Source organism: Nostocoides vanveenii (assembly GCF_039531165.1).
Taxonomy (GTDB): Bacteria; Actinomycetota; Actinomycetes; order Actinomycetales; family Dermatophilaceae; genus Nostocoides_A; species Nostocoides_A vanveenii.
Genome location: NZ_BAAAPN010000017.1, coordinates 25017 through 42821, shown reverse-complemented (window position 1 = coordinate 42821; position 17805 = coordinate 25017). Strand labels below are relative to the sequence as shown.

At 67.5% G+C, this 17805-nt stretch carries 16 protein-coding genes; 13 read left to right on the top strand and 3 right to left on the bottom strand.

Features of this window, described 5'->3' with window-relative positions; all coding sequences use genetic code 11:
* Positions 1 to 5 precede the first annotated feature (5 nt).
* Positions 6 to 1292 carry an ABC transporter substrate-binding protein gene (locus ABD209_RS03130; protein WP_344061977.1) on the top strand — a complete coding sequence of 429 codons (1287 nt, stop codon included), beginning with the start codon at positions 6 to 8 and terminating at the stop codon, positions 1290 to 1292.
* 107 nt (positions 1293 to 1399) lie between these two features.
* Here ABD209_RS03130 and ABD209_RS03125 read toward each other — a convergent pair whose 3' ends face one another.
* A complete protein-coding gene (locus tag ABD209_RS03125; RefSeq protein ID WP_344061974.1) occupies positions 1400 to 3070 on the bottom strand; it encodes a phospho-sugar mutase in 1671 nt (556 codons plus the stop codon).
* Between the two features lie 201 nt (positions 3071 to 3271).
* On the opposite strand from ABD209_RS03125, the gene ABD209_RS03120 reads away from it, so the two are divergent.
* Entirely contained in the window at positions 3272 to 3700 is a 429-nt protein-coding gene (locus tag ABD209_RS03120) for a type II toxin-antitoxin system VapC family toxin (protein WP_344061971.1), read from the top strand.
* On the opposite strand, the gene ABD209_RS03115 is transcribed toward ABD209_RS03120, so the two are convergent.
* Positions 3687 to 4529 (bottom strand): purine-nucleoside phosphorylase, encoded by an 843-nt coding sequence (locus tag ABD209_RS03115; RefSeq protein WP_344061968.1) that lies wholly within the window; start codon positions 4527 to 4529, stop codon positions 3687 to 3689. The two genes, ABD209_RS03120 and ABD209_RS03115, sit on opposite strands and share 14 nt — an antisense overlap.
* A 166-nt stretch (positions 4530 to 4695) precedes the next feature.
* Between ABD209_RS03115 and ABD209_RS03110 the strand changes: the two genes are divergently transcribed.
* The 10 genes from ABD209_RS03110 (at position 4696) to ABD209_RS03070 (ending at position 14938) form a co-directional block, all read left to right on the top strand.
* A complete protein-coding gene (locus ABD209_RS03110; RefSeq protein ID WP_344061966.1) occupies positions 4696 to 6114 on the top strand; it encodes an NAD(P)H-quinone dehydrogenase in 1419 nt (472 codons plus the stop codon).
* 23 nt (positions 6115 to 6137) lie between these two features.
* A complete protein-coding gene (locus ABD209_RS03105; protein WP_344061962.1) occupies positions 6138 to 6563 on the top strand; it encodes a (deoxy)nucleoside triphosphate pyrophosphohydrolase in 426 nt (141 codons plus the stop codon).
* A 56-nt stretch (positions 6564 to 6619) separates the two neighbouring features.
* Positions 6620 to 7567 carry a homoserine O-acetyltransferase MetA gene (gene metA, locus ABD209_RS03100; RefSeq protein WP_344061959.1) on the top strand — a complete coding sequence of 316 codons (948 nt, stop codon included), beginning with the start codon at positions 6620 to 6622 and terminating at the stop codon, positions 7565 to 7567.
* Positions 7568 to 8065: 498 nt separating this feature from the next.
* Complete coding sequence (locus ABD209_RS19730) at positions 8066 to 8539, top strand: DUF1996 domain-containing protein (protein WP_425564551.1); 474 nt, start codon at positions 8066 to 8068, stop codon at positions 8537 to 8539.
* The gene (locus ABD209_RS03095) at positions 8446 to 8979 is read left to right on the top strand and encodes a DUF1996 domain-containing protein (RefSeq protein WP_344061956.1); all 534 of its coding nucleotides are present in this window, start codon (positions 8446 to 8448) and stop codon (positions 8977 to 8979) included. Before ABD209_RS19730 ends, ABD209_RS03095 begins: the two co-directional genes overlap by 94 nt.
* A gap of 231 nt (positions 8980 to 9210) precedes the next feature.
* A complete protein-coding gene (locus ABD209_RS03090) occupies positions 9211 to 9900 on the top strand; it encodes a M23 family metallopeptidase (protein ID WP_344062111.1) in 690 nt (229 codons plus the stop codon).
* Positions 9901 to 9965: 65 nt separating this feature from the next.
* The gene (typA, locus tag ABD209_RS03085; RefSeq protein ID WP_344061953.1) at positions 9966 to 11870 is read left to right on the top strand and encodes a translational GTPase TypA; all 1905 of its coding nucleotides are present in this window, start codon (positions 9966 to 9968) and stop codon (positions 11868 to 11870) included.
* A 13-nt stretch (positions 11871 to 11883) separates the two neighbouring features.
* Positions 11884 to 12735, top strand: coding sequence for an N-acetyl-1-D-myo-inositol-2-amino-2-deoxy-alpha-D-glucopyranoside deacetylase (mshB, locus tag ABD209_RS03080; protein WP_344061950.1), 852 nt, complete (start codon positions 11884 to 11886; stop codon positions 12733 to 12735).
* Positions 12732 to 13250: a flavin reductase family protein gene (locus tag ABD209_RS03075; RefSeq protein WP_344061947.1), complete on the top strand. Its 519-nt coding sequence runs from the start codon at positions 12732 to 12734 to the stop codon at positions 13248 to 13250. The genes mshB and ABD209_RS03075 overlap by 4 nt, the downstream gene beginning before the upstream one ends.
* Positions 13247 to 14938, top strand: coding sequence for a VanW family protein (locus ABD209_RS03070; RefSeq protein WP_344061944.1), 1692 nt, complete (start codon positions 13247 to 13249; stop codon positions 14936 to 14938). The genes ABD209_RS03075 and ABD209_RS03070 overlap by 4 nt, the downstream gene beginning before the upstream one ends.
* A 5-nt stretch (positions 14939 to 14943) precedes the next feature.
* Here ABD209_RS03070 and ABD209_RS03065 read toward each other — a convergent pair whose 3' ends face one another.
* The gene (locus ABD209_RS03065) at positions 14944 to 15753 is read right to left on the bottom strand and encodes a hypothetical protein (RefSeq protein ID WP_344061941.1); all 810 of its coding nucleotides are present in this window, start codon (positions 15751 to 15753) and stop codon (positions 14944 to 14946) included.
* A gap of 1020 nt (positions 15754 to 16773) precedes the next feature.
* On the opposite strand from ABD209_RS03065, the gene ABD209_RS03060 reads away from it, so the two are divergent.
* Entirely contained in the window at positions 16774 to 17670 is an 897-nt protein-coding gene (locus ABD209_RS03060) for a transposase (RefSeq protein ID WP_425564550.1), read from the top strand.
* Positions 17671 to 17805: the final 135 nt, after the last annotated feature.

Sequence of the window (17805 nt, the reverse complement as noted above, 5' to 3'; positions counted from 1 at the left end):
GTGCCATGCGTCGATCGACTCGCCTGTTGCCTCTCGCCCTCGTCGCGTCCGTCGCGCTTCCGCTCGCCGGATGCTCCGGCAAGGAGACCAGCGCGACTCAGGCCACCGACAAGCTCGAGGTGATGTCCTGGTGGACCTCCGCCTCCGAAGCGCCTGCCTTCAAAGTCCTCACCGACGCGTATGCCGCGGCCAACTCCGGCGTCCAGGTCACCAACGCCTCGGTCACCGGCGGCGCCGGCGCGAATGCTCGAGTGGAGTTGGCCAAGCGGCTCGCGGCCGGCAATCCCCCCGACGTGTGGCAGACCTTTGCGGGCGCAGCGACCGAGGCCTTCGCCTCCACCAAGACGATCCGCGACGTCAGCTCGGTCTTTGCCACCGGCGGGATCAAGGAGGCCATGCAGCCGACCATCCTCGACTGGGTGACGGTCGACGGCAAGCAGTATGCGATGCCCACCGGCGCCCACCGCCAAAACGTCCTCTTCTTTAACAAGGCGGTCCTGGACTCCGCCGGAGTTTCTGCGCCCGCCGCGGCCTATACCACCAAGGCCTTCCTCGCCGATCTGGAGAAGCTCAAGGCCAAAGGCGCGACACCGCTGTGCCTGGGCGGCAAAGACGCCTTCACCACCGGCGAACTCTTCGAGAACATCCTGCTCGGGACCGCCGGCCCCAAGGCGTGGGGGCAGATCCAGGACGACAAATTCGATTGGAACGGCACGGCGGCCAAGGCCGCCTTTGCGGGCCTGGACAAAGTCTTGTCCTATGCCGATACCGCCGCCGACAGCCAGTCCTGGGACCAGGCGGCGGGCAAGCTCGCCAGGGGCGAGTGTGGCTTCCTGACGATGAACGACTCCGGCTACGGCGAGATCGTCAAGGCTGGCGGCACCGACACCACGGTCGGCGAAGTCGCCTACCCCGGCACCGATGGCAGCTATCTCGCGGTCGTCGACGTCTTCGTCGCGGGCACGACCGCGCCGAACGCCAAGAACGCCCTGGCCTTCCTTGCCACGCTCGCCGATCCGGCAACCTCGGTGAAGTTCAGTGCGATCAAGGGGTCGGTGCCGGTCCTGAAGACGGCCGATGTGGCGAGCCTGCCCGCATACGAGCAATCGGCGTCGAAGGCGCTGTGGAGCAGCGAAGTGTTGCCGTCGCTCGTGCACGGTGAGGCGATGAGCCCGAAGTTCACCCAGGGCTTCTACGACGGCGTCGCGGCCTACGTCCGCAGCCGTGACTCCGCGACCTTCGTCAAGGCCGTGAGCGACGCCGTCAACCCCAGCCGCCCCCAGGGGCACTGACCTTCCCCGTCGAGAGGCCGGTTCAGCCCCGTCGAGAGGCCGGTTCAGCCTCGTCGAGTGGCCGGTTCCTCCTCGTCGGCGGAAAGGGCCCTCGCGCGACCGGAAAATCACGCCGGCGTGGTCGCGCTCTCCATGTCTGCCCGGATAGCCGCGAGCCGGTCGGCGGCGCGCCGGCGCGCGGGAATCAGGTCGTCCGAACCGGCGACGGGTTCGATGACTTCGAGGTAGATCTTCAGCTTCGGCTCGGTGCCTGACGGCCGCACGATGATGCGCGAGTCGTCGGCCAGGTAGTAGCGCAAGCCTTCGGTCGGGGGCAGATCGGGTGAGCCCTGCGCGAGATCGTCGGTGCGCGCAACCGCCGTGCCCGCGACATCGCTCGGGCTGGCGCTGCGCAGTCGCGCCATGATCGCGTCGATGAGGGCGAGGTTGTCGACGCGGACCGAGAAGGCGTCCGTCGCATAGACGCCGTGCTCGATCGCGAGGGCGTCGAGAACCGCCTGCAGATCGCTGCCGGCTGCCTTTTGGCGCGCCGCGAGCTCGGTGAGCATCAGAGCGGCCGTGATGCCGTCCTTGTCGGGCACCCGGGCGGAGTCGACGCAATAGCCGAGCGCCTCTTCGTAGCCGAAGGCGAGGCCGGGCACGCGGCCGATCCACTTGAATCCCGTCAACGTCTCGACATGCTCCACGCCGGCCGCCCAGCACATCGCCGCTAGCAGCCGGGAGGAGACGATGGAGTTGGCCATCGGTCCGCTCACGTCCCCGCGCCGCAAAATGTGCGCTCCGAGGAGCGCGCCGACCTCGTCGCCACGCAGCATTCGCCACCCGCCCGGCCCCGGGATCGCCGCGGCGCACCGGTCGGCGTCCGGGTCGTTGGCGATCACCAGGTCGGGGCCGGTCTGCTCGGCAAGTTCGATCGCCAGATCGATTGCCCCCGGTTCTTCTGGATTGGGGAAGTTCACCGTCGGGAAGGCCGGGTCCGGTTGCGCCTGTGCCGCAACAGGAATCGGGACATCGAAGCCTGCGTGCTCGAAAGACCGCAGGATCGTCTCGGTGCCGACACCATGCATTGCCGTATGGACGACAGTCACCTCCCGCGGTGCCGCCGGATCGACGACGCGCACGGCATCGGCCACATAGGCGTCGAGAACGTCGTCGGCGAGTGCCTCCCATCCGTCCTCCGCCCGCGGAACGCTCGCGACGGCCTCGACCTGCGCGATGTGCGCGGCGATCTCGGCGTCGGCGGGCGGGACGATCTGAGAACCGTCGCCGAGGTAGACCTTGTAGCCGTTGTCCTGCGGCGGGTTGTGGCTGGCCGTGACCATGACGCCGGCGTCCGCGCCGAGGAAGCGAATGGCATACGCCAGGACCGGCGTGGGCAGCGGGCGCGGCAAGATGGCGGCGCGGCCGCCGGCCGCCACGACGACCGCAGCCGTGTCCCGCGCGAAGACGTCGGAGTTGATCCGCGCGTCGAAGCCGACGACGACAAAGGGTTCGGGCGTGCGTTCGCGCAGGTAGGCCGTCAGTCCCGCCGCCGCCCGGATCACGACGGCGCGGTTCATCCGGTTTGGGCCCGCGCCGAGGGCTCCGCGTAGCCCGGCCGTGCCGAACTGGAGCATCCCCGCGAATCGGTCCGCGAGGTCCGACCCGGCGTTCTCGGATCCGGCTTCGGCATCGGCGATGACCGCGAGCAGTTCCGTGCGCGTCTGCGCATCCGGGTCATCCGCGGCCCAGGCCCGGGCCGCGGCGAGGAGGCTATCGGAGGCGGGCGCGAACGGCATACTGGCTCCCTTGTCACGGTGTGCGGCGCGTGGCCCGACCTTATCGGGGTGACCGCCGGCGCAGCCCGCAGGCATACGCGCCCCCTGCGCCGGTGGCGTCATCGAATTCTTCCTGTCGAGGATCCCTTCTTCCTTGGAAGGTGGCTGCATGGCGCTCTATATCCGAAACTTGGGCTACGACGCCGACGGGCTGCCGGGCTAGTGGCGATCGACTCATCCGCCCTGGTGGCGATCATCCTCGGCGAGTCCGACGCCGAGCTCTTCCTCGACGCGAACGCCGCGGCGCCCGAGGCCGCAGTCTCGGCCGCGAGCCTGACTGAGGCGTTGATCGTCGTGACCGCCCGTCAAGGGAACGCCGCCGCGGACGATTTGCATGCGCTTGTGGCGGACCTGGAAGTTGACGTGGCGGCGTTCGATGAGGATCAGGCCGTCACCGCCCACCGAGCGTGGCGGCGATTTGGCAAGGGCCGGCATACGGCCGCCTTGAACGTCGGCGATGCGATGGCGTACGCCTGCGCTGCGCAACGCGGCGCACCGCTGCTGTTCAAGGGCAGGACTTCACGCAGACTGATATCGGTGCGGTTCTCTGAGTCAGGCGCGCCCTTCGTTCGACCGATCAGATGGTCGTGACGATGCGCGCGAGCAGGTCGCCGCAGCGGGCGGCGGCTGCCTGGCCGGCCTCGACGACCTCGGCGTGCGAGAGCGGCGTTTCGGAGATGCCGGCGGCCGCGTTTGTCACCAGTGAGATGCCGAGGATCTCCAGCCCGGCCTGGCGCGCGGCGATCGCTTCGAGGGTCGTGGACATGCCGACCAGATCGCCGCCGAGGATCTTGGCCATGCGCACTTCCGCCGGTGTCTCGTATTGCGGGCCTCGGAACTGCACGTAGACGCCCTCCTCCAGGCTCGCGTCGACCTGCTTGGCGAGGGCCCGCAGCCGGGGCGAATAGAGGTCGGTCAGGTCGACGAAGGTCGCACCCTCCAACGGCGAGGCCGCGGTGAGGTTGAGATGATCGCTGATGAGCACCGGCGTCCCGGGCGCCCACTCCGGACGCAGGCCGCCGCAGCCATTGGTCAAGACGATCGCGCGGCAGCCCGCAGCCGCGGCGGTCCGCACACCGTGCACAACGGCGCGCACGCCCCGGCCCTCGTAGAAATGGGTGCGCGTGCCGTAGACGAGGGCCCGGCGCCCGGTGTCACCGATGGCGACCGAGCGCATCGTGCCGCTGTGGCCGGCGACCGCGGCCTTGGCGAAACCGGGCACCTCGGTGTTTTCGATCGTCGCGAGCGTCTCGCCGATGCGGTCGGCGGTCTCGCCCCAGCCCGAGCCGAGCACCAGCGCGATGTCGTGACTCGGGACGCCCGTGCACTCGGCGATCACCGCCGCGGCGTCGGCGGCGATGGCGAAGGGGGCCGCCCCGGGGGCGTCCAGCGGGTTGGCGGTCGGCGTCGGTTCGCTCACGGGCGAACACTACTGCCCGGCCGCCTCCAACTAACCTCTGCAAGGCAACCCCACGAAGTTCTTCGCTCCTGCGTCGCTGCGATACTTCGCGGGGACCCCCGTCCCTCGTGGTCGAGTGGCTCGGCATAAACGAAGGTGTCGTGGGTCGGACGCGGAAAGGGCAGGTATGAACGCGCGCAGTCGAGTTGTCATCGTCGGAGGGGGACCCGGCGGGTACGAAGCCGCTCTCGTCGCCGCGCACCTCGGTGCCGAGGTCACCATTGTCGAGCGCGACGGGCTCGGGGGCGCGGCCGTGCTCACCGACTGTGTCCCGAGCAAGACCCTCATTGCGACTGCGGACTATATGTCTGGCATCGCCTTGGCCCCCGAACTCGGCGTCGACCTGCGCGATGAGGAGGGCGACGCCATCGCCCACGCCCGTGCGGACCTGCCGCGGGTCAACCAGCGAGTCCTCGATCTCGCCTTGGCCCAGAGCAGCGACATCGCCCGCCGGCTCGATGAGGTCGGCGTGCGCGTCCTTCCCGGCGAGGCCCACCTCATCGACGCCCAGACGGTCCGCGTGCGCTCGGGCGACGACGAGTCCGACCTGCCCGCCGACGTTATTCTGCTCGCGACCGGCGCCAGTCCCCGCGTCATGCCGACAGCGCAGCCGGACGGCGAGCGCATCCTGACCTGGCAGCAGATCTACGGCCTCGCCGAGTTGCCCGAGCACCTGATCGTCGTCGGCTCCGGCGTCACCGGCGCGGAGCTCGCACAGGCCTATCTCGGCCTCGGGGCCCGGGTCACGCTCGTCTCCAGCCGCGACCAGGTTCTCCCCGGCGAGGACACCGACGCGGCCGCCGTGATCGAGGACGTCTTCACCAAGCGCGGAATGACCGTGCTCTCCCGCTCGCGCATGGAAGCCACCGAGGTCGTCCGTGATACGGCTGGCGTCGCTACCGGAGTCGCCGTCACCCTGACCGACGGCCGGGTCGTCGAGGGCTCCCACGCCCTGCTCGCGGTTGGCTCCGTGCCCCAGACCGCCGGCCTGGGGCTCGCCGAGGTCGGCGTCCAGACCGCGGAGAGCGGCCACATCCTCATCGACCGGGTGTCGCGGACCAGCGTGCGCGGCGTGTATGCCGCGGGCGACTGCACCGGCGTCCTGCCCCTCGCCTCGGTGGCCGCCATGCAGGGCCGGATCGCCATGGCGCATGCCCTCGGCGACGCCGTCTCGCCGCTGAGCCTCGACGTCGTGTCGGCCAATATCTTCACCGACCCCGAGATCGCCACCGTCGGCCTGTCCCAGAAGGACGCGGACGCCAAGGGCCTGAGCATTGACGTCGGCATCCTGCCGTTGTCGCGCAACCCACGCGCGAAGATGCTCGGCATCACCGACGGCTTCGTGAAATTCCTCGCCGAGAAGGGCAGCGGCACCGTCCTGGGCGGCGTGGTGGTCGCCCCGCGCGCCTCCGAGTTGGTCTTCCCCGTCACCCTGGCGGTTGCGCACCGCCTCAATGTCGACCAACTCGCGAGCGCCTTCACCGTCTACCCGAGCCTGACCGGCTCCATCGCCGAAGCCGCCCGGCGCCTGCACGCCACCGACTGACGATCACAGCGCACACTTGCCGTATGCCGTCCCCTCGCATCGACGTCGTCGCCGCCCTTCTCGTCGACGACCTCGCCGTCCCCACCCAGGTGCTCACCGCCCGGCGCACCGAGCCGCCGCTGCTGGCCGGCGGCTGGGAGATCCCCGGCGGCAAGGTCGACCCGGGGGAGGGCCCCGACGATGCGTTGCATCGGGAGATTCGCGAGGAGCTCGGGGTCACCATCACCCTCGGCGAACAGATTCCCGGCCCGTTGGCGAGGTGGTGGCCGCTCGGTGAGCGCTATCGGATGCGGGTCACGATCGCGCAGGTGAGCGACGGCATACCGGCTCCGCTGGCAGGGCATTCGGAACTGCGCTGGCTGACGCGCCACGCCCTCTGGTCGGTCGACTGGCTGCCCGGCAACCGGCCGATCGTAGCGGCGGCTGCCGCCAGACTGTGGAACGACTGAGCCACTGACCGGCCCACGGGAGAAGATGGGCGCCCGATCCCGAGTGAGGAGCAGACGTGCCCGTCACCATCCCGAGTGCCCTGCCGGCCCGGCGCATCCTCGAAGGCGAGAACGTCTTCGTGATGACGCCGGGGCGAGCCGAGCACCAGGACATCCGGCCGCTGCACATTGCCATCGTCAACCTGATGCCCACCAAGCTGGCCACCGAGACGCAGTTGCTCCGCCTGCTCGGCAATACCCCGCTTCAACTGGAGATCAGCCTGGTCCGGATGGCCAGCCACGACCCGCGCAACACCGCGCAGGCCCACTTGGACGCCTTCTACCAGACCTTCGATGAGGCGGCCGAGCACAAGTTCGACGGACTGATCATTACCGGCGCGCCGATCGAGACGCTGGAGTTCGAGCAGGTCGACTACTGGCCCGAGCTGCAGCAGATCATGGATTGGAGCCGCGACCACGTCTTCTCCACCATGCACGTGTGTTGGGGTGCCCAGGCGGGGCTATACCACCGCTACGGGATCCGCAAGTATCCGTTGGCGCAGAAGATCTTCGGCGTTTTCCCGCACCGGGTCCTCGATCCGCGCAATCGCGTCCTGAGCGGCTTCGATGAGGTGTTCCCGGCGCCGCATTCACGGCATACGGAGACCCGCGCCGCCGACATCGAGGCGACCGAGGGCCTTGACCTCCTGGCGGTCTCCCCCGAGGCGGGCGTCTATCTCGCGGCCAGCTCGGACGGTCGCGAGCTCTATGTCACCGGCCACCCCGAATACGAGCGCGACACCCTCAAGCTCGAATACGACCGGGATGTGGCCCGCGGTCTCGACATCGAGGTCCCGCGGCATTACTACCCGGCCGACGACCCGACCCAGCCGCCGATGGTGACCTGGCGTTCGCACGCCTTCCTGCTCTACGCCAACTGGCTGAACTACTGCGTCTATCAGCGCACGCCCTTCGACCTCGGCGCAATCGGTGCGATGGCCTCGGTAACGCCGGACGAGGACTGATACACCTGTGACTTACCCCGTGTTCAGCCGCGAAATGTCCCTAACCTCGATCGTGCATGAGTGATCGGCGTGTCCGGGGTGTGAAAGTACGGAAGTGCCTGTCCTGCAACGGGATACTTGGACTTACGACAGTTCAAAGTTCCTGAGCGGGAAGGCACTCCGTAGGTGAAGCGTACTTCGTGGTCGACCGGGTTGGCGGTATCTGGGGACGGCAGCGGCGTGGTCGCCCATGCGGGCAGCGTCGCGGTGCGGCTTCTTGCTGATCGGGTCGGCCTGCCCGGTCCGCCAGCGTCAGGAGCGGGACCAGCCCGGCGGACGACACGAGATTCGGGTCGTCGAACACCGCCGACGTCCGGGTGAGGGTGTGAGAGAGTTTCACCTACGAGATGCCCCTTGTGCGAGACGGAACTGAAGCTTGAAGAACTCCAATTCTGTTTCAGCACAGGGGCATTCTCATGTTCCGACGCGCCGGATCACCTCACCACGCCAAGTCCGTCGGTGGATCGAGGCTTAGTGGCCACGATCGATCCGATCGTGGCTCGCGGCGTACGAGTATCAGCACACGAGCATCAGTTTTTCGGCTTTGCCGGGTGGTCGCAACTGGCCGACCCCACGCGAGCCGACTATGCGGACGTGGTGGCCCGTGACTCGACTTGCGACATCGCGGGTGACTCGGCGGCCTATTGGGCGCCGACCCTGCGGTCCACGGTCACCGGTGCACTTGTGAAAACCGCACGCACGGAGGGCTACTACTGGGGGTGGAATGTGCAGAAGGTCGATGGCGCCCAGGCCACTCGGGCGTTTCCGCCAGACTTGCGGATGGTCGCGGGCAATCCTGCCGCGATGTCCCCAGCCGACCTCGACCCGTCCATTGTCGCGTGGTCGTGCGGAACCTGTCGAGCAAGTCCGCGCGGCAAGGCTTCCGTTACCGCACCCCGATCGAAGCGAACTGTGCGACGGCGGTATCGGTGAAGCCGGGTGTCCCGGTGACGAAGGCGGTGGTGCTGACGGTCACAGTTCGCTTTCCGAGCTGTTGGGACGGACAGTTCAACGACCACCAGCAGGACGGCAACACAGCTGACTTCATGGGCGGCCATCCCGCTGGCTTCGTCCAGCACGTCGCCTACCCAGTTATGGGCGCTTGTCCGGCCGGGTTTGGTGCCCGACTCCCGACGCTGGTCTTCACCGAGTCCTGGGACTATCGCGGGAACGGCAAAGATGTGGCCCTCTCCTCGGGGATGTGGCCTGCTGCTGGGGCCGGCTATACCTTTCACGCCGACTTCTGGAACACCTGGGAGCCGGCAACCCTGCAATATATGACCGACCAGTGCATCAATACGGGCGTCATGGACGAGAGCCTGCACATCACCCACCCGGAGATCTGCGGACCGCCGGTCATCAACCAGCCGTGAACAGGGTCGGCCTCGCCGGCCCCGCTACTCTCGCCCCACTCGCCGACCAATGGCGGCCCTGATCCTAAGGATGTATGTCGTGGTGAACGTCTTACCGTTGCCGGTGTCCAGGCGCCACCTCGTGCTCGGTCTCAGTGCATCCGTCGCTGCCGTCGGCCCCCTTGCTCTGGGAATGGGCGATGCGGGTGCACTCTCTCTGCGCGCGGGGCCGTCCTGACGTCGGTGACCGTGATGCCGGCATTCCGCGCGCCCTACCCTTGCGGCGAAGCCTGGACGGCGTCGACACGCGCGGGCCACGGCGGCAATGGCAACGCGGTCGACTTCAATCTCTGGCCACAGAGCCTGGAGAAGGGCAAACCCGTGCTGGCCGCCGCAGGGGGCATCGCCAAGTTCACCTACGGGGTCGAAGGGGGGAATATGGTCTTCGTCGACCACGGGGGTGGGTGGACAACCGGCTACGCCCATCTCGATACATGGACGATCGACAACCCGATCGAGCCCGGTGAGCGGATCGGGACGGTCGGTGGCTCTGGGTCGGCCGGCGGCACACCGACGCTGCACTACGCCGCGCGCCTGTCCAACATCTCGCAACCAGTGGTCTTTGCCGGCGTGACAATCCCAGTCGGCTGGAACAACTACTCGCCCTCGGCGCCCAAGACCACCAGCACGAACTGCGGGGCGCCTCCCGTCCAGGTCCTCCCGGTGGCGCAACCGACCTTTCTCGATCCCTGTGGTGCGCGCAACGACCGCTATGTCGTCCCGCTCAGCACCGGCGCCCAGTATCTCAGCGGTGCGTCCGTGAAGCCCGCGCGCACATATTGGGGACGTGGCACGGTCACGCTTATGGCGAACACCTTGCCCGGCTTTCAGCTGACGGGAACGACGACGTGGTCGCACACCTTCTCCACCGCCCCCTGCTGAGACCTGGGCCCGAGGTGGCGCCTGGGCCGTCCGGACCATCGGGCGCGGGCTGAGACAATGGAGTAATGCCCACGCAGTCCCGCAACGACATCCGCAATGTCGCCATCGTCGCCCACGTCGACCATGGCAAGACCACCCTCGTCGACAAGATGCTCTGGCAGTCCGGCGCCTTCGGCGAGCACGACCATGTCGACGAGCGCGCCATGGACTCCGGTGATCTCGAGCGCGAAAAGGGCATCACCATCCTCGCCAAGAACACCGCCGTCCGGTATGCCGGGCCGGTCGCCGTCGCCGCCGGCCTGCCGGACGGCCTGACGATCAATATCATCGACACCCCCGGCCACGCCGACTTCGGCGGCGAGGTCGAGCGCGGATTGTCGATGGTCGACGGCGTCGTGTTGCTCGTCGACGCCTCGGAAGGCCCACTCCCGCAGACCCGCTTCGTGTTGCGCAAGGCCCTGGCCGCCCACCTGCCGGTCGTGTTGTGCATCAACAAGGTGGACCGCCCCGACGCGCGCATCGCCGAAGTCGAGGACGAGGTCATGGAGTTGCTCATGGACCTCATCGAGGACACCGAGGGCAAGGAGCACTACCTCGACCTGCCGACGGTCTACGCCAGCGCCAAGGCGGGCCGGGCCTCCCACACGCGGCCGCAAGACGGCGGACTGCCCGACGGCACCGACCTGTCCGCGCTCTTCGAGACCATCCTGACCCACATCCCGGCCCCGACGTATGAGGAGGGCGCGCCCCTGCAGGCGCACGTCACCAACCTCGACGCCAGCAACTTCCTCGGCCGGCTCGCGCTGCTCCGCGTGCACAACGGCACCATCGCCAAGGGCCAGCAAGTCGCCTGGTGCCGCCACGACGGGAGCATCCAGAAGGTCAAGATCACCGAGTTGCTCATGACCAACGCCCTCGAGCGCGTCCCGCTGCAGGCCGGCGAGACCGCGGGCCCGGGCGACATCATCGCTGTCGCCGGCATCCCCGATATCACCATCGGCGAGACCCTTGCCGACGCGGAGAACCCCGTCCCGCTGCCGCTGATCACCGTCGACGAGCCGGCGATCTCGATGACCATCGGCACCAACACCTCGCCGATGGCCGGCCGCGTCCGCGGCGCGAAGGTCACCGCGCGCCTGGTCAAGGACCGCCTCGATCGCGAACTCATCGGCAATGTCTCGATGCGCATCCTGCCCACCGAGCGGCCCGACGCCTGGGAGGTCCAGGGCCGCGGTGAGCTCGCGCTCGCGATCCTCGTGGAGCAGATGCGGCGGGAGGGCTACGAGCTGACGGTCGGCAAGCCGCAGGTCGTCACCCGCGAGATCGGCGGCAAGCTGCACGAGCCGACCGAGCGCCTGACGATCGACACGCCGGAGGAGTTCCTCGGCACGATCACCCAGATCATGGCCGCGCGCAAGGGCCGCATGGAGCAGATGACCAACCACGGGACCGGCTGGATCCGGATGGAGTTCCTCGTGCCGAGCCGCGGCCTGATCGGCTTCCGCACCGAGTTCCTCACCGAGACCCGCGGCACCGGCATCGCCCACCACGTCTTCGAGAACTACGAGCCGTGGTTCGGTCCGATCACTACCCGGATCTCCGGCTCGCTGGTGGCTGACCGCTCGGGGCCGGTGACGGCATACGCCATGGTGAACCTGCAAGAGCGCGGGGTGCTCTTCGTCGAGCCGGGCACCGAGGTCTACGAAGGCATGATCGTCGGGGAGAACTCGCGCGCCGACGACATGGACGTCAACATCACCAAAGAAAAGAAGCTGACCAACGTCCGCGCCTCCTCCGCCGACAACTTCGAGAAGGTCGTCCCGCCCCGTCGCCTGAGCCTGGAGCAGTCGCTGGAGTTCTGCCGCGAGGACGAGTGCGTCGAGGTGACTCAGACCTCCGTGCGCATCCGCAAGGTCGAACTCGACCAGAACGCCCGCGCCCGGGCCGCTTCTCGCGCCAAGAACGCCTGACCGGACGCCCGTCGTGCGCCTGCTGTTCGTCCACGCCCACCCTGACGATGAGTCCATCGCCACTGGGGTGGCGATCGGGGCGTATGCCGCAGCGGGCCACGACGTGCACGTCCTGACGTGCACGCTGGGCGAGCAGGGCGAGGTCATCCCGCCGGAGCTGAGGCACCTGGACGCGGATCACGATGATGCGTTGGGGGAATACCGCCTCGGTGAGCTGCGGGCCGCGCTCGGGCAGCTGGGCGCCACCGGGCATGTGCTAGGCGCCGGTCTGCTCAACCCCTCGCGATACCGCGACTCCGGAATGGCCGGCTCGCCCAGTGCCCGACGTCCCGACGCGTTCGTCCGGGCCGACCTCGGCGAAGCAATTACCTGGGCGCGCAAGGTGATCGACGAGGTTGCGCCGGACATCGTCGTCACCTACGACAACCAGGGCGGCTACGCCCACCCCGACCACATCCAGGCCCACCGAGTGGCGTGTGCCGCGGTGGCCACGATGGCGTCACCCCCGACCATGTATGCCGCGCTCACCCGCCGCAGCTGGGTCGCCCAGGACCGGGCCTGGGTCGCGGCACACGTCGACGCGGCCACGTCCCGCGGCGTGACCATCCCCGGCGCCGATGATCCGCTGACAGCGTCGATGGTCCCTGACACTCTGGTGCCGCGGGTCGTTCAGGACGCCGAAGGGGCTCGCCGGCAGGCGGCCGCGATGCGCGCGCACGCCACCCAGATCGTCGTCGAGGACGGCTGGTTCACCCTCTCGAATCTCGTTGCGGCACGGCTGAGCGGGCGCGAAGGTTATGCCCCGCTCGATCCGCGCACCGGGCTCGTGCGTCCAGGGCCCGCGGGGGAGGGACTGATCCCGTGAGCGACGAGCAGCAGCCGGGGGCGAACGGCATACCGGTGGATGCGTGGACCTTCCGCGCGGCTCTGGGCCGGCTCGCGGGCGGGGTGACCATCGTCAGCACCATCGCCGACGGCCGCGACCATGCGATGACGGCGAATGCCGTCACGTCGGTCTCATTGGAGCCGCCTTTGGTGCTGGTGTGCGTCGAGACCGCCAGCCGCTTCCACGAGGCGGTGCTCGATGCCGGCGTCTGGGGAGTCTCCATTTTGGGCAAGAGCCAACGCCCTGCGGCGCAATGGCTTTCGACGCCGGGGCGACCGTTGGTCGGTCAACTCGACCAGATCCCGCACACGCGCGGGGCGTCCGGAGTTGTGATGATCACCGGCAGCCTCGCTACCCTCGAGTGCGAGACGTATGCCGTGCATCCGGCAGGTGACCACTCGATCGTCCTGGGACGGGTCACCGCCCTCACGCTCGCCGACGAGCCCGAGGCAGCGCTCGTCTACTACCGCAGTCAATTTGGGAGCCTTGCATGACCGACCAGCAATCCACGCCGACCGCCCGCCGCACACGGCGTGTCTGGCCGTGGGCCGCCGGGGGCGCCGTGGCACTCCTGGCCGGCGGCTATGTCGCGCTCGCCGTGTCCATGGGCGACTCCACGGCCAAAGACACGACCGTCGGCGGGGTGCAGATCGGCGGCCTGAGCCACGCCCAGGCCCTGGAGAAGCTGCGAACCGGTCTGCAGGACAAGGCGGCTGCCGCGATCCCGGTCAACTTGGGGGAGCAGCGGATCAGTCTCGACCCGGCCGCGGCGGGGCTCGCCGTGGACTGTGCCGGCTCCCTCGACGGGCTGACGGGAACGACCTACAACCCCGTTGAATTGATCAACCGACTGACCGGGTCCGTCTCCGAGCCGGCCAAGCTGGCGGTCGACCAGGCCAAGCTCGAGGCTGCCCTGACCAGCGCGGGCGAGGCGATCTCGACGGCTCCGAAGGACGCCACCTTGGCGTTCAAGAAGGGCGTGGCTACGGTGACCCCGGGGGTCGACGGATCGGGCGTGGACGTGCCCGCAACCGCCGACGCCGTGACGAAGGGGTGGCTACAGGTCCCGCAGATCACCGGAGCCGTCAAGACGGTCGAGCCCGACGTGACCACCGATGAAGCGACGAAGGTCAAGACGGACGTGGCCGACACGATCCTCGCCGGCCCGGTGACGGTCAAGGCGGGCGAGAAGAGTTTCGAGGTGGCCGGTGCGGACATCGCCGACAGCGTGACCTTCACGCCGACCGGCGGGACGCTCGCCGCGGCATACGACGAGAAGACCCTCGTCGGGGCGGTCCGCAAGGCCGGGCTCGCGGCGAAGGTGCTGCAGAAGGGGCGCAATGCGGTCGTGACGTCATCGGAGGGCTCGTTCAAGGTCGCCCCGTCGATCGACGGTCTCGACGTCGACGCCGCCAAGGTGCCGGCGGCGATCGAGGCGGCGATCACGAGTTCAGACCGCACGGCGGACGTGCCTGTTGTCGCTGCGCCGGCCACGTTCACCACAGCCGAGGCCAAGGCGACGCTGCCGACCGGTGTCATCTCGACATTCACCACCCAGTTCCCGTACAACCCGGACCGGACCCACAACATCACCCTGGCCGCGAGCAAGCTCAACGGCGTCTATGTCGCTCCGGGAGAACAGTTCTCGCTCAACGGGTTGCTCGGAAAGCGGACCCCCGAGAAGGGCTACCGCGGTGCGCCGGTGATCTACAACGGGCGGCTGACGACCGACTACGGCGGAGGCATCTCCCAGGTCTCGACGACCCTCTTCAACGCGGTCTTCTTCTCCGGTGCGCAGATCGACGAGTTCCACCCGCATAGCTTCTATATCTCCCGCTACCCCGAGGGGCGCGAGGCGACGATCTCCTGGCCCGATGTCGACCAGAAGTTCACCAACACCACCAAGGGCGGGATCCTGATCACCACCAAGGTCGACGCCAACTCGATCACGGTCACCTTCCAGGGCAAGAAGACGTGGGATGTCACCGCGTGGAAGGGCCCGCGGACGGCGGTCGTTGAGCCCAAGACCATCCATGACACCAAAGAGGGCTGCGTCCCGCAGAGTCCCTCCGAGGGCTTCAATGTCACGGTCGGGCGGGTGTTCAAGTCCGGCAGCAAGGTGGTCAAGGAGTCGACTTTCACCACCCACTACATCCCCGAGGACCTCGTCATCTGCGGCTGACCTGGTCAGCCGTGAGCGACGCCCGAGCGGTCGGCGTAGCTGGGCGCCTGCCAGATCCGGCCGGCGCCCGAGCGGAATGCCACCGAACCGCGGGCTAGCGGCGTGCCGTCCGGACCACGGACCTCGAGATAGAGGCCTTCAAAGGCCTTGGGGTCGTGGAGCAGCGCGTGCCGCAGGGCTTCGAATTTGCCGTCCAGCGCATGCTCATCAGGCAGTTCGACGACCACGTATGCCGCCCGGTCCAGCGGGTGCAGGATGCGCGCTTCGAGCACCGTCAGCCCGAACTTCTCTGCGGCGGCGGTCAGCGCGGCCCTGGCCTGATCGTCGGTGATCGCAGGATCGCCGAAACGCTGACCAGGCTCGAGGTCGCCGACGCCGCTCGGGATCTCGGATCGGTCCCCGGTCTCATCGATGAACTCGATGTGGGCCTCGGCGATCGTGTCGGCGAGATTTCCCGAGTCCCCGGCCAGCCGCTCGGCGATTACGCCCTGGGCCAGATCGGCCTGCCAGGTGCTGGCGAGGAATCCGCCATCGGCCGCGCTTGCTCCCTTGACCTCGATATCGAGCCGGATACCGGGGCGGCCGTTTGATGCCTCGGGATCTGACGCCTGCGCCGCGACGAGGACGCCGTGGTCCATCCATGCGGTGCCCGACCGGACAGCGTCGGCAGCCGAGAGTCCGTGCTCCAGGTGTTGGCGAGATGTGACGTAGTCCGAGGGTGCGCTCAGGTCAGAATCCCGAGACCCGCCGACCCCCATCGCCCAGCCGACACCGAGCGAGCCGAGCGCCGCGCACGTCGTGGCCGCCAGAAGCACCCGCCGTCTACTCCACCACAAGGAAGTCTCCCGTCGAACTCATACTGCCAACGGTCCAGCAGGTCGTACGCACCTGTGTCGTTTGTGGGTAAGACCATCCGTCCCCGATATAGAGGCGGGAAAAATCGGTAAAGGTGCCTTGGCCAGTCCAGCCGTCGCAGGACGTGTACTGTCCGGTTTGTTCACCCCAGGCAATAAACGTCAATTTGTCGGAAGTTGAGAAGCCCGGGAAGGTTTCGTATTCACCGCCGCCAAGATATGCAGTGAAAGAGGACGTTGTCGCAGTCTTCCTGCTGATCTGGATGCTGTAGTAAGACCCCGTATTGAAAGTTCCATGAGGGTAGCAGGTATAAGTGTTCGAGTTGTAATATTCAACGAATCTGACATCATCGCAGGTTCCATCAATCGTTATCCCGTTGCATCGTACGAGCCCGGCCTCGACGTGTCTGGTTGGTTGTGTATCACGCGAAGTCAAGATTGAATACAGCAAGCAATTCGAAGACCCGGGAAAAAAGTTCACTCCTTGTACCAAGGCTTTAACCCCGTCGAATGCTGTGCTCGACGATGTGAAGCGACCGCCCTGGTTAACACCCGCATACGATATCCATGGCGAGGCTAAAATCAGTATCGCACTGACAAAGATCCCACAAATCGCTCTTGTTGTTGCCCTAGCACGCGGGGAGATGTGCCGAGATCTCGCGTTGTGTGAACCCATTAGTACTACTCCTAGTATAGATGCCAATATTCCGGCGGCGCGATTGTCTTGAGATGAGATGCACCACCAACTGAGATGAGATGCACCACCAGCTTGATGTCCGGCAGCCAGGGGGGCAAGTGTTGGGTGAAACAGTTGTAAGAGTGTTATACCCTGGGGCTGGCTCGTCTTACACCGCTCTTAGCCTCGATCGTGCATGAGTGATCGGCGTGTCTGGGGTGTGAAAGTACGGAAGTGCCTGTCCTGCAACGGGATACTTGGACTTACGACAGTTCAAAGTTCCTGAGCGGGAAGGCACTCCGTAGGTGAAGCGTACTTCGTGGTCGAGCGGGTTGGCGATATCTGGTGACCGGGCGGGCTCCCGGCGGCCCCGAGTGGCCGACAGCACGTTGCCGAAGGATCTGGTCGTGCTGGATGTCGACGCCACGATCGTGATCGCCCACTCGGAGAAGGAACACGCGGCGCGGACGTTTAAGAAGACCTTCGGGTATCACCCGATCGGGGTCTGGTGCGATAACACCGGCGAACTGCTCGCCGCGACGTTGCGGCCGGGGAACGCCGGCTCGAACACCGCCGCCGACCACACCGGCGTGTTGAGCGAGGCGATCGCGCACATCCCCGCCCCGCACCGCAAGAGCCTCCTGTTTCGGGTCGATGGGGCCGGGTACGCCCACGAGCTGCTGGACTGGATCACCAGGATGAACACCGCGAAAACCAGTGGGAGGCGGGGCCGTTCGGTCCAGTACCGCGTCGGGTTCGCGGTCACCGAGACCATCCGCGAGGCCATCACGCGGGTGCCGAAACGGGCCTGGACCCCCGCGATGGACACCGACGGGGATGTCCGTGAGCACGCCGACATCGTCGAGATCACCGGCCTACTCCCGAAGGAGATGACCGAGAAATGGCCGACCGGGATGCGGGTGATCGTGCGTCGGGAACACCCCCACCCCGGCGCGCAACTCTCCCTCTTCGAACACGCCGACGGGTGGCGCTACCAAGCATTCGCGACCAACACCACCACCGGACAGTTGGCGTTCCTCGCAGCCCGCCACCGCGCCCACGCCCGCGTCGAAGACGGCATCCGGCACGCGAAAGACACCGGCCTCGGCCGCTTCCCCTCCCCCGCAAGCGGGAGGTACCCCCACCGCGAGTACGGCATCAACACCGCCTGGCTTCTCGCGGTCGCGATCGCGGCGACCTGACCGCCTGGCTGNCCTGGACCCAGGCCGCCATCGCCGCATTCACCGCTGTGATGGCCATCCCGCTCCTGACCTGACAACACACTCGGCCCTGACCACCGCGACCCAAGGACCCTCGAAAACCCGCACCGCAGCGCC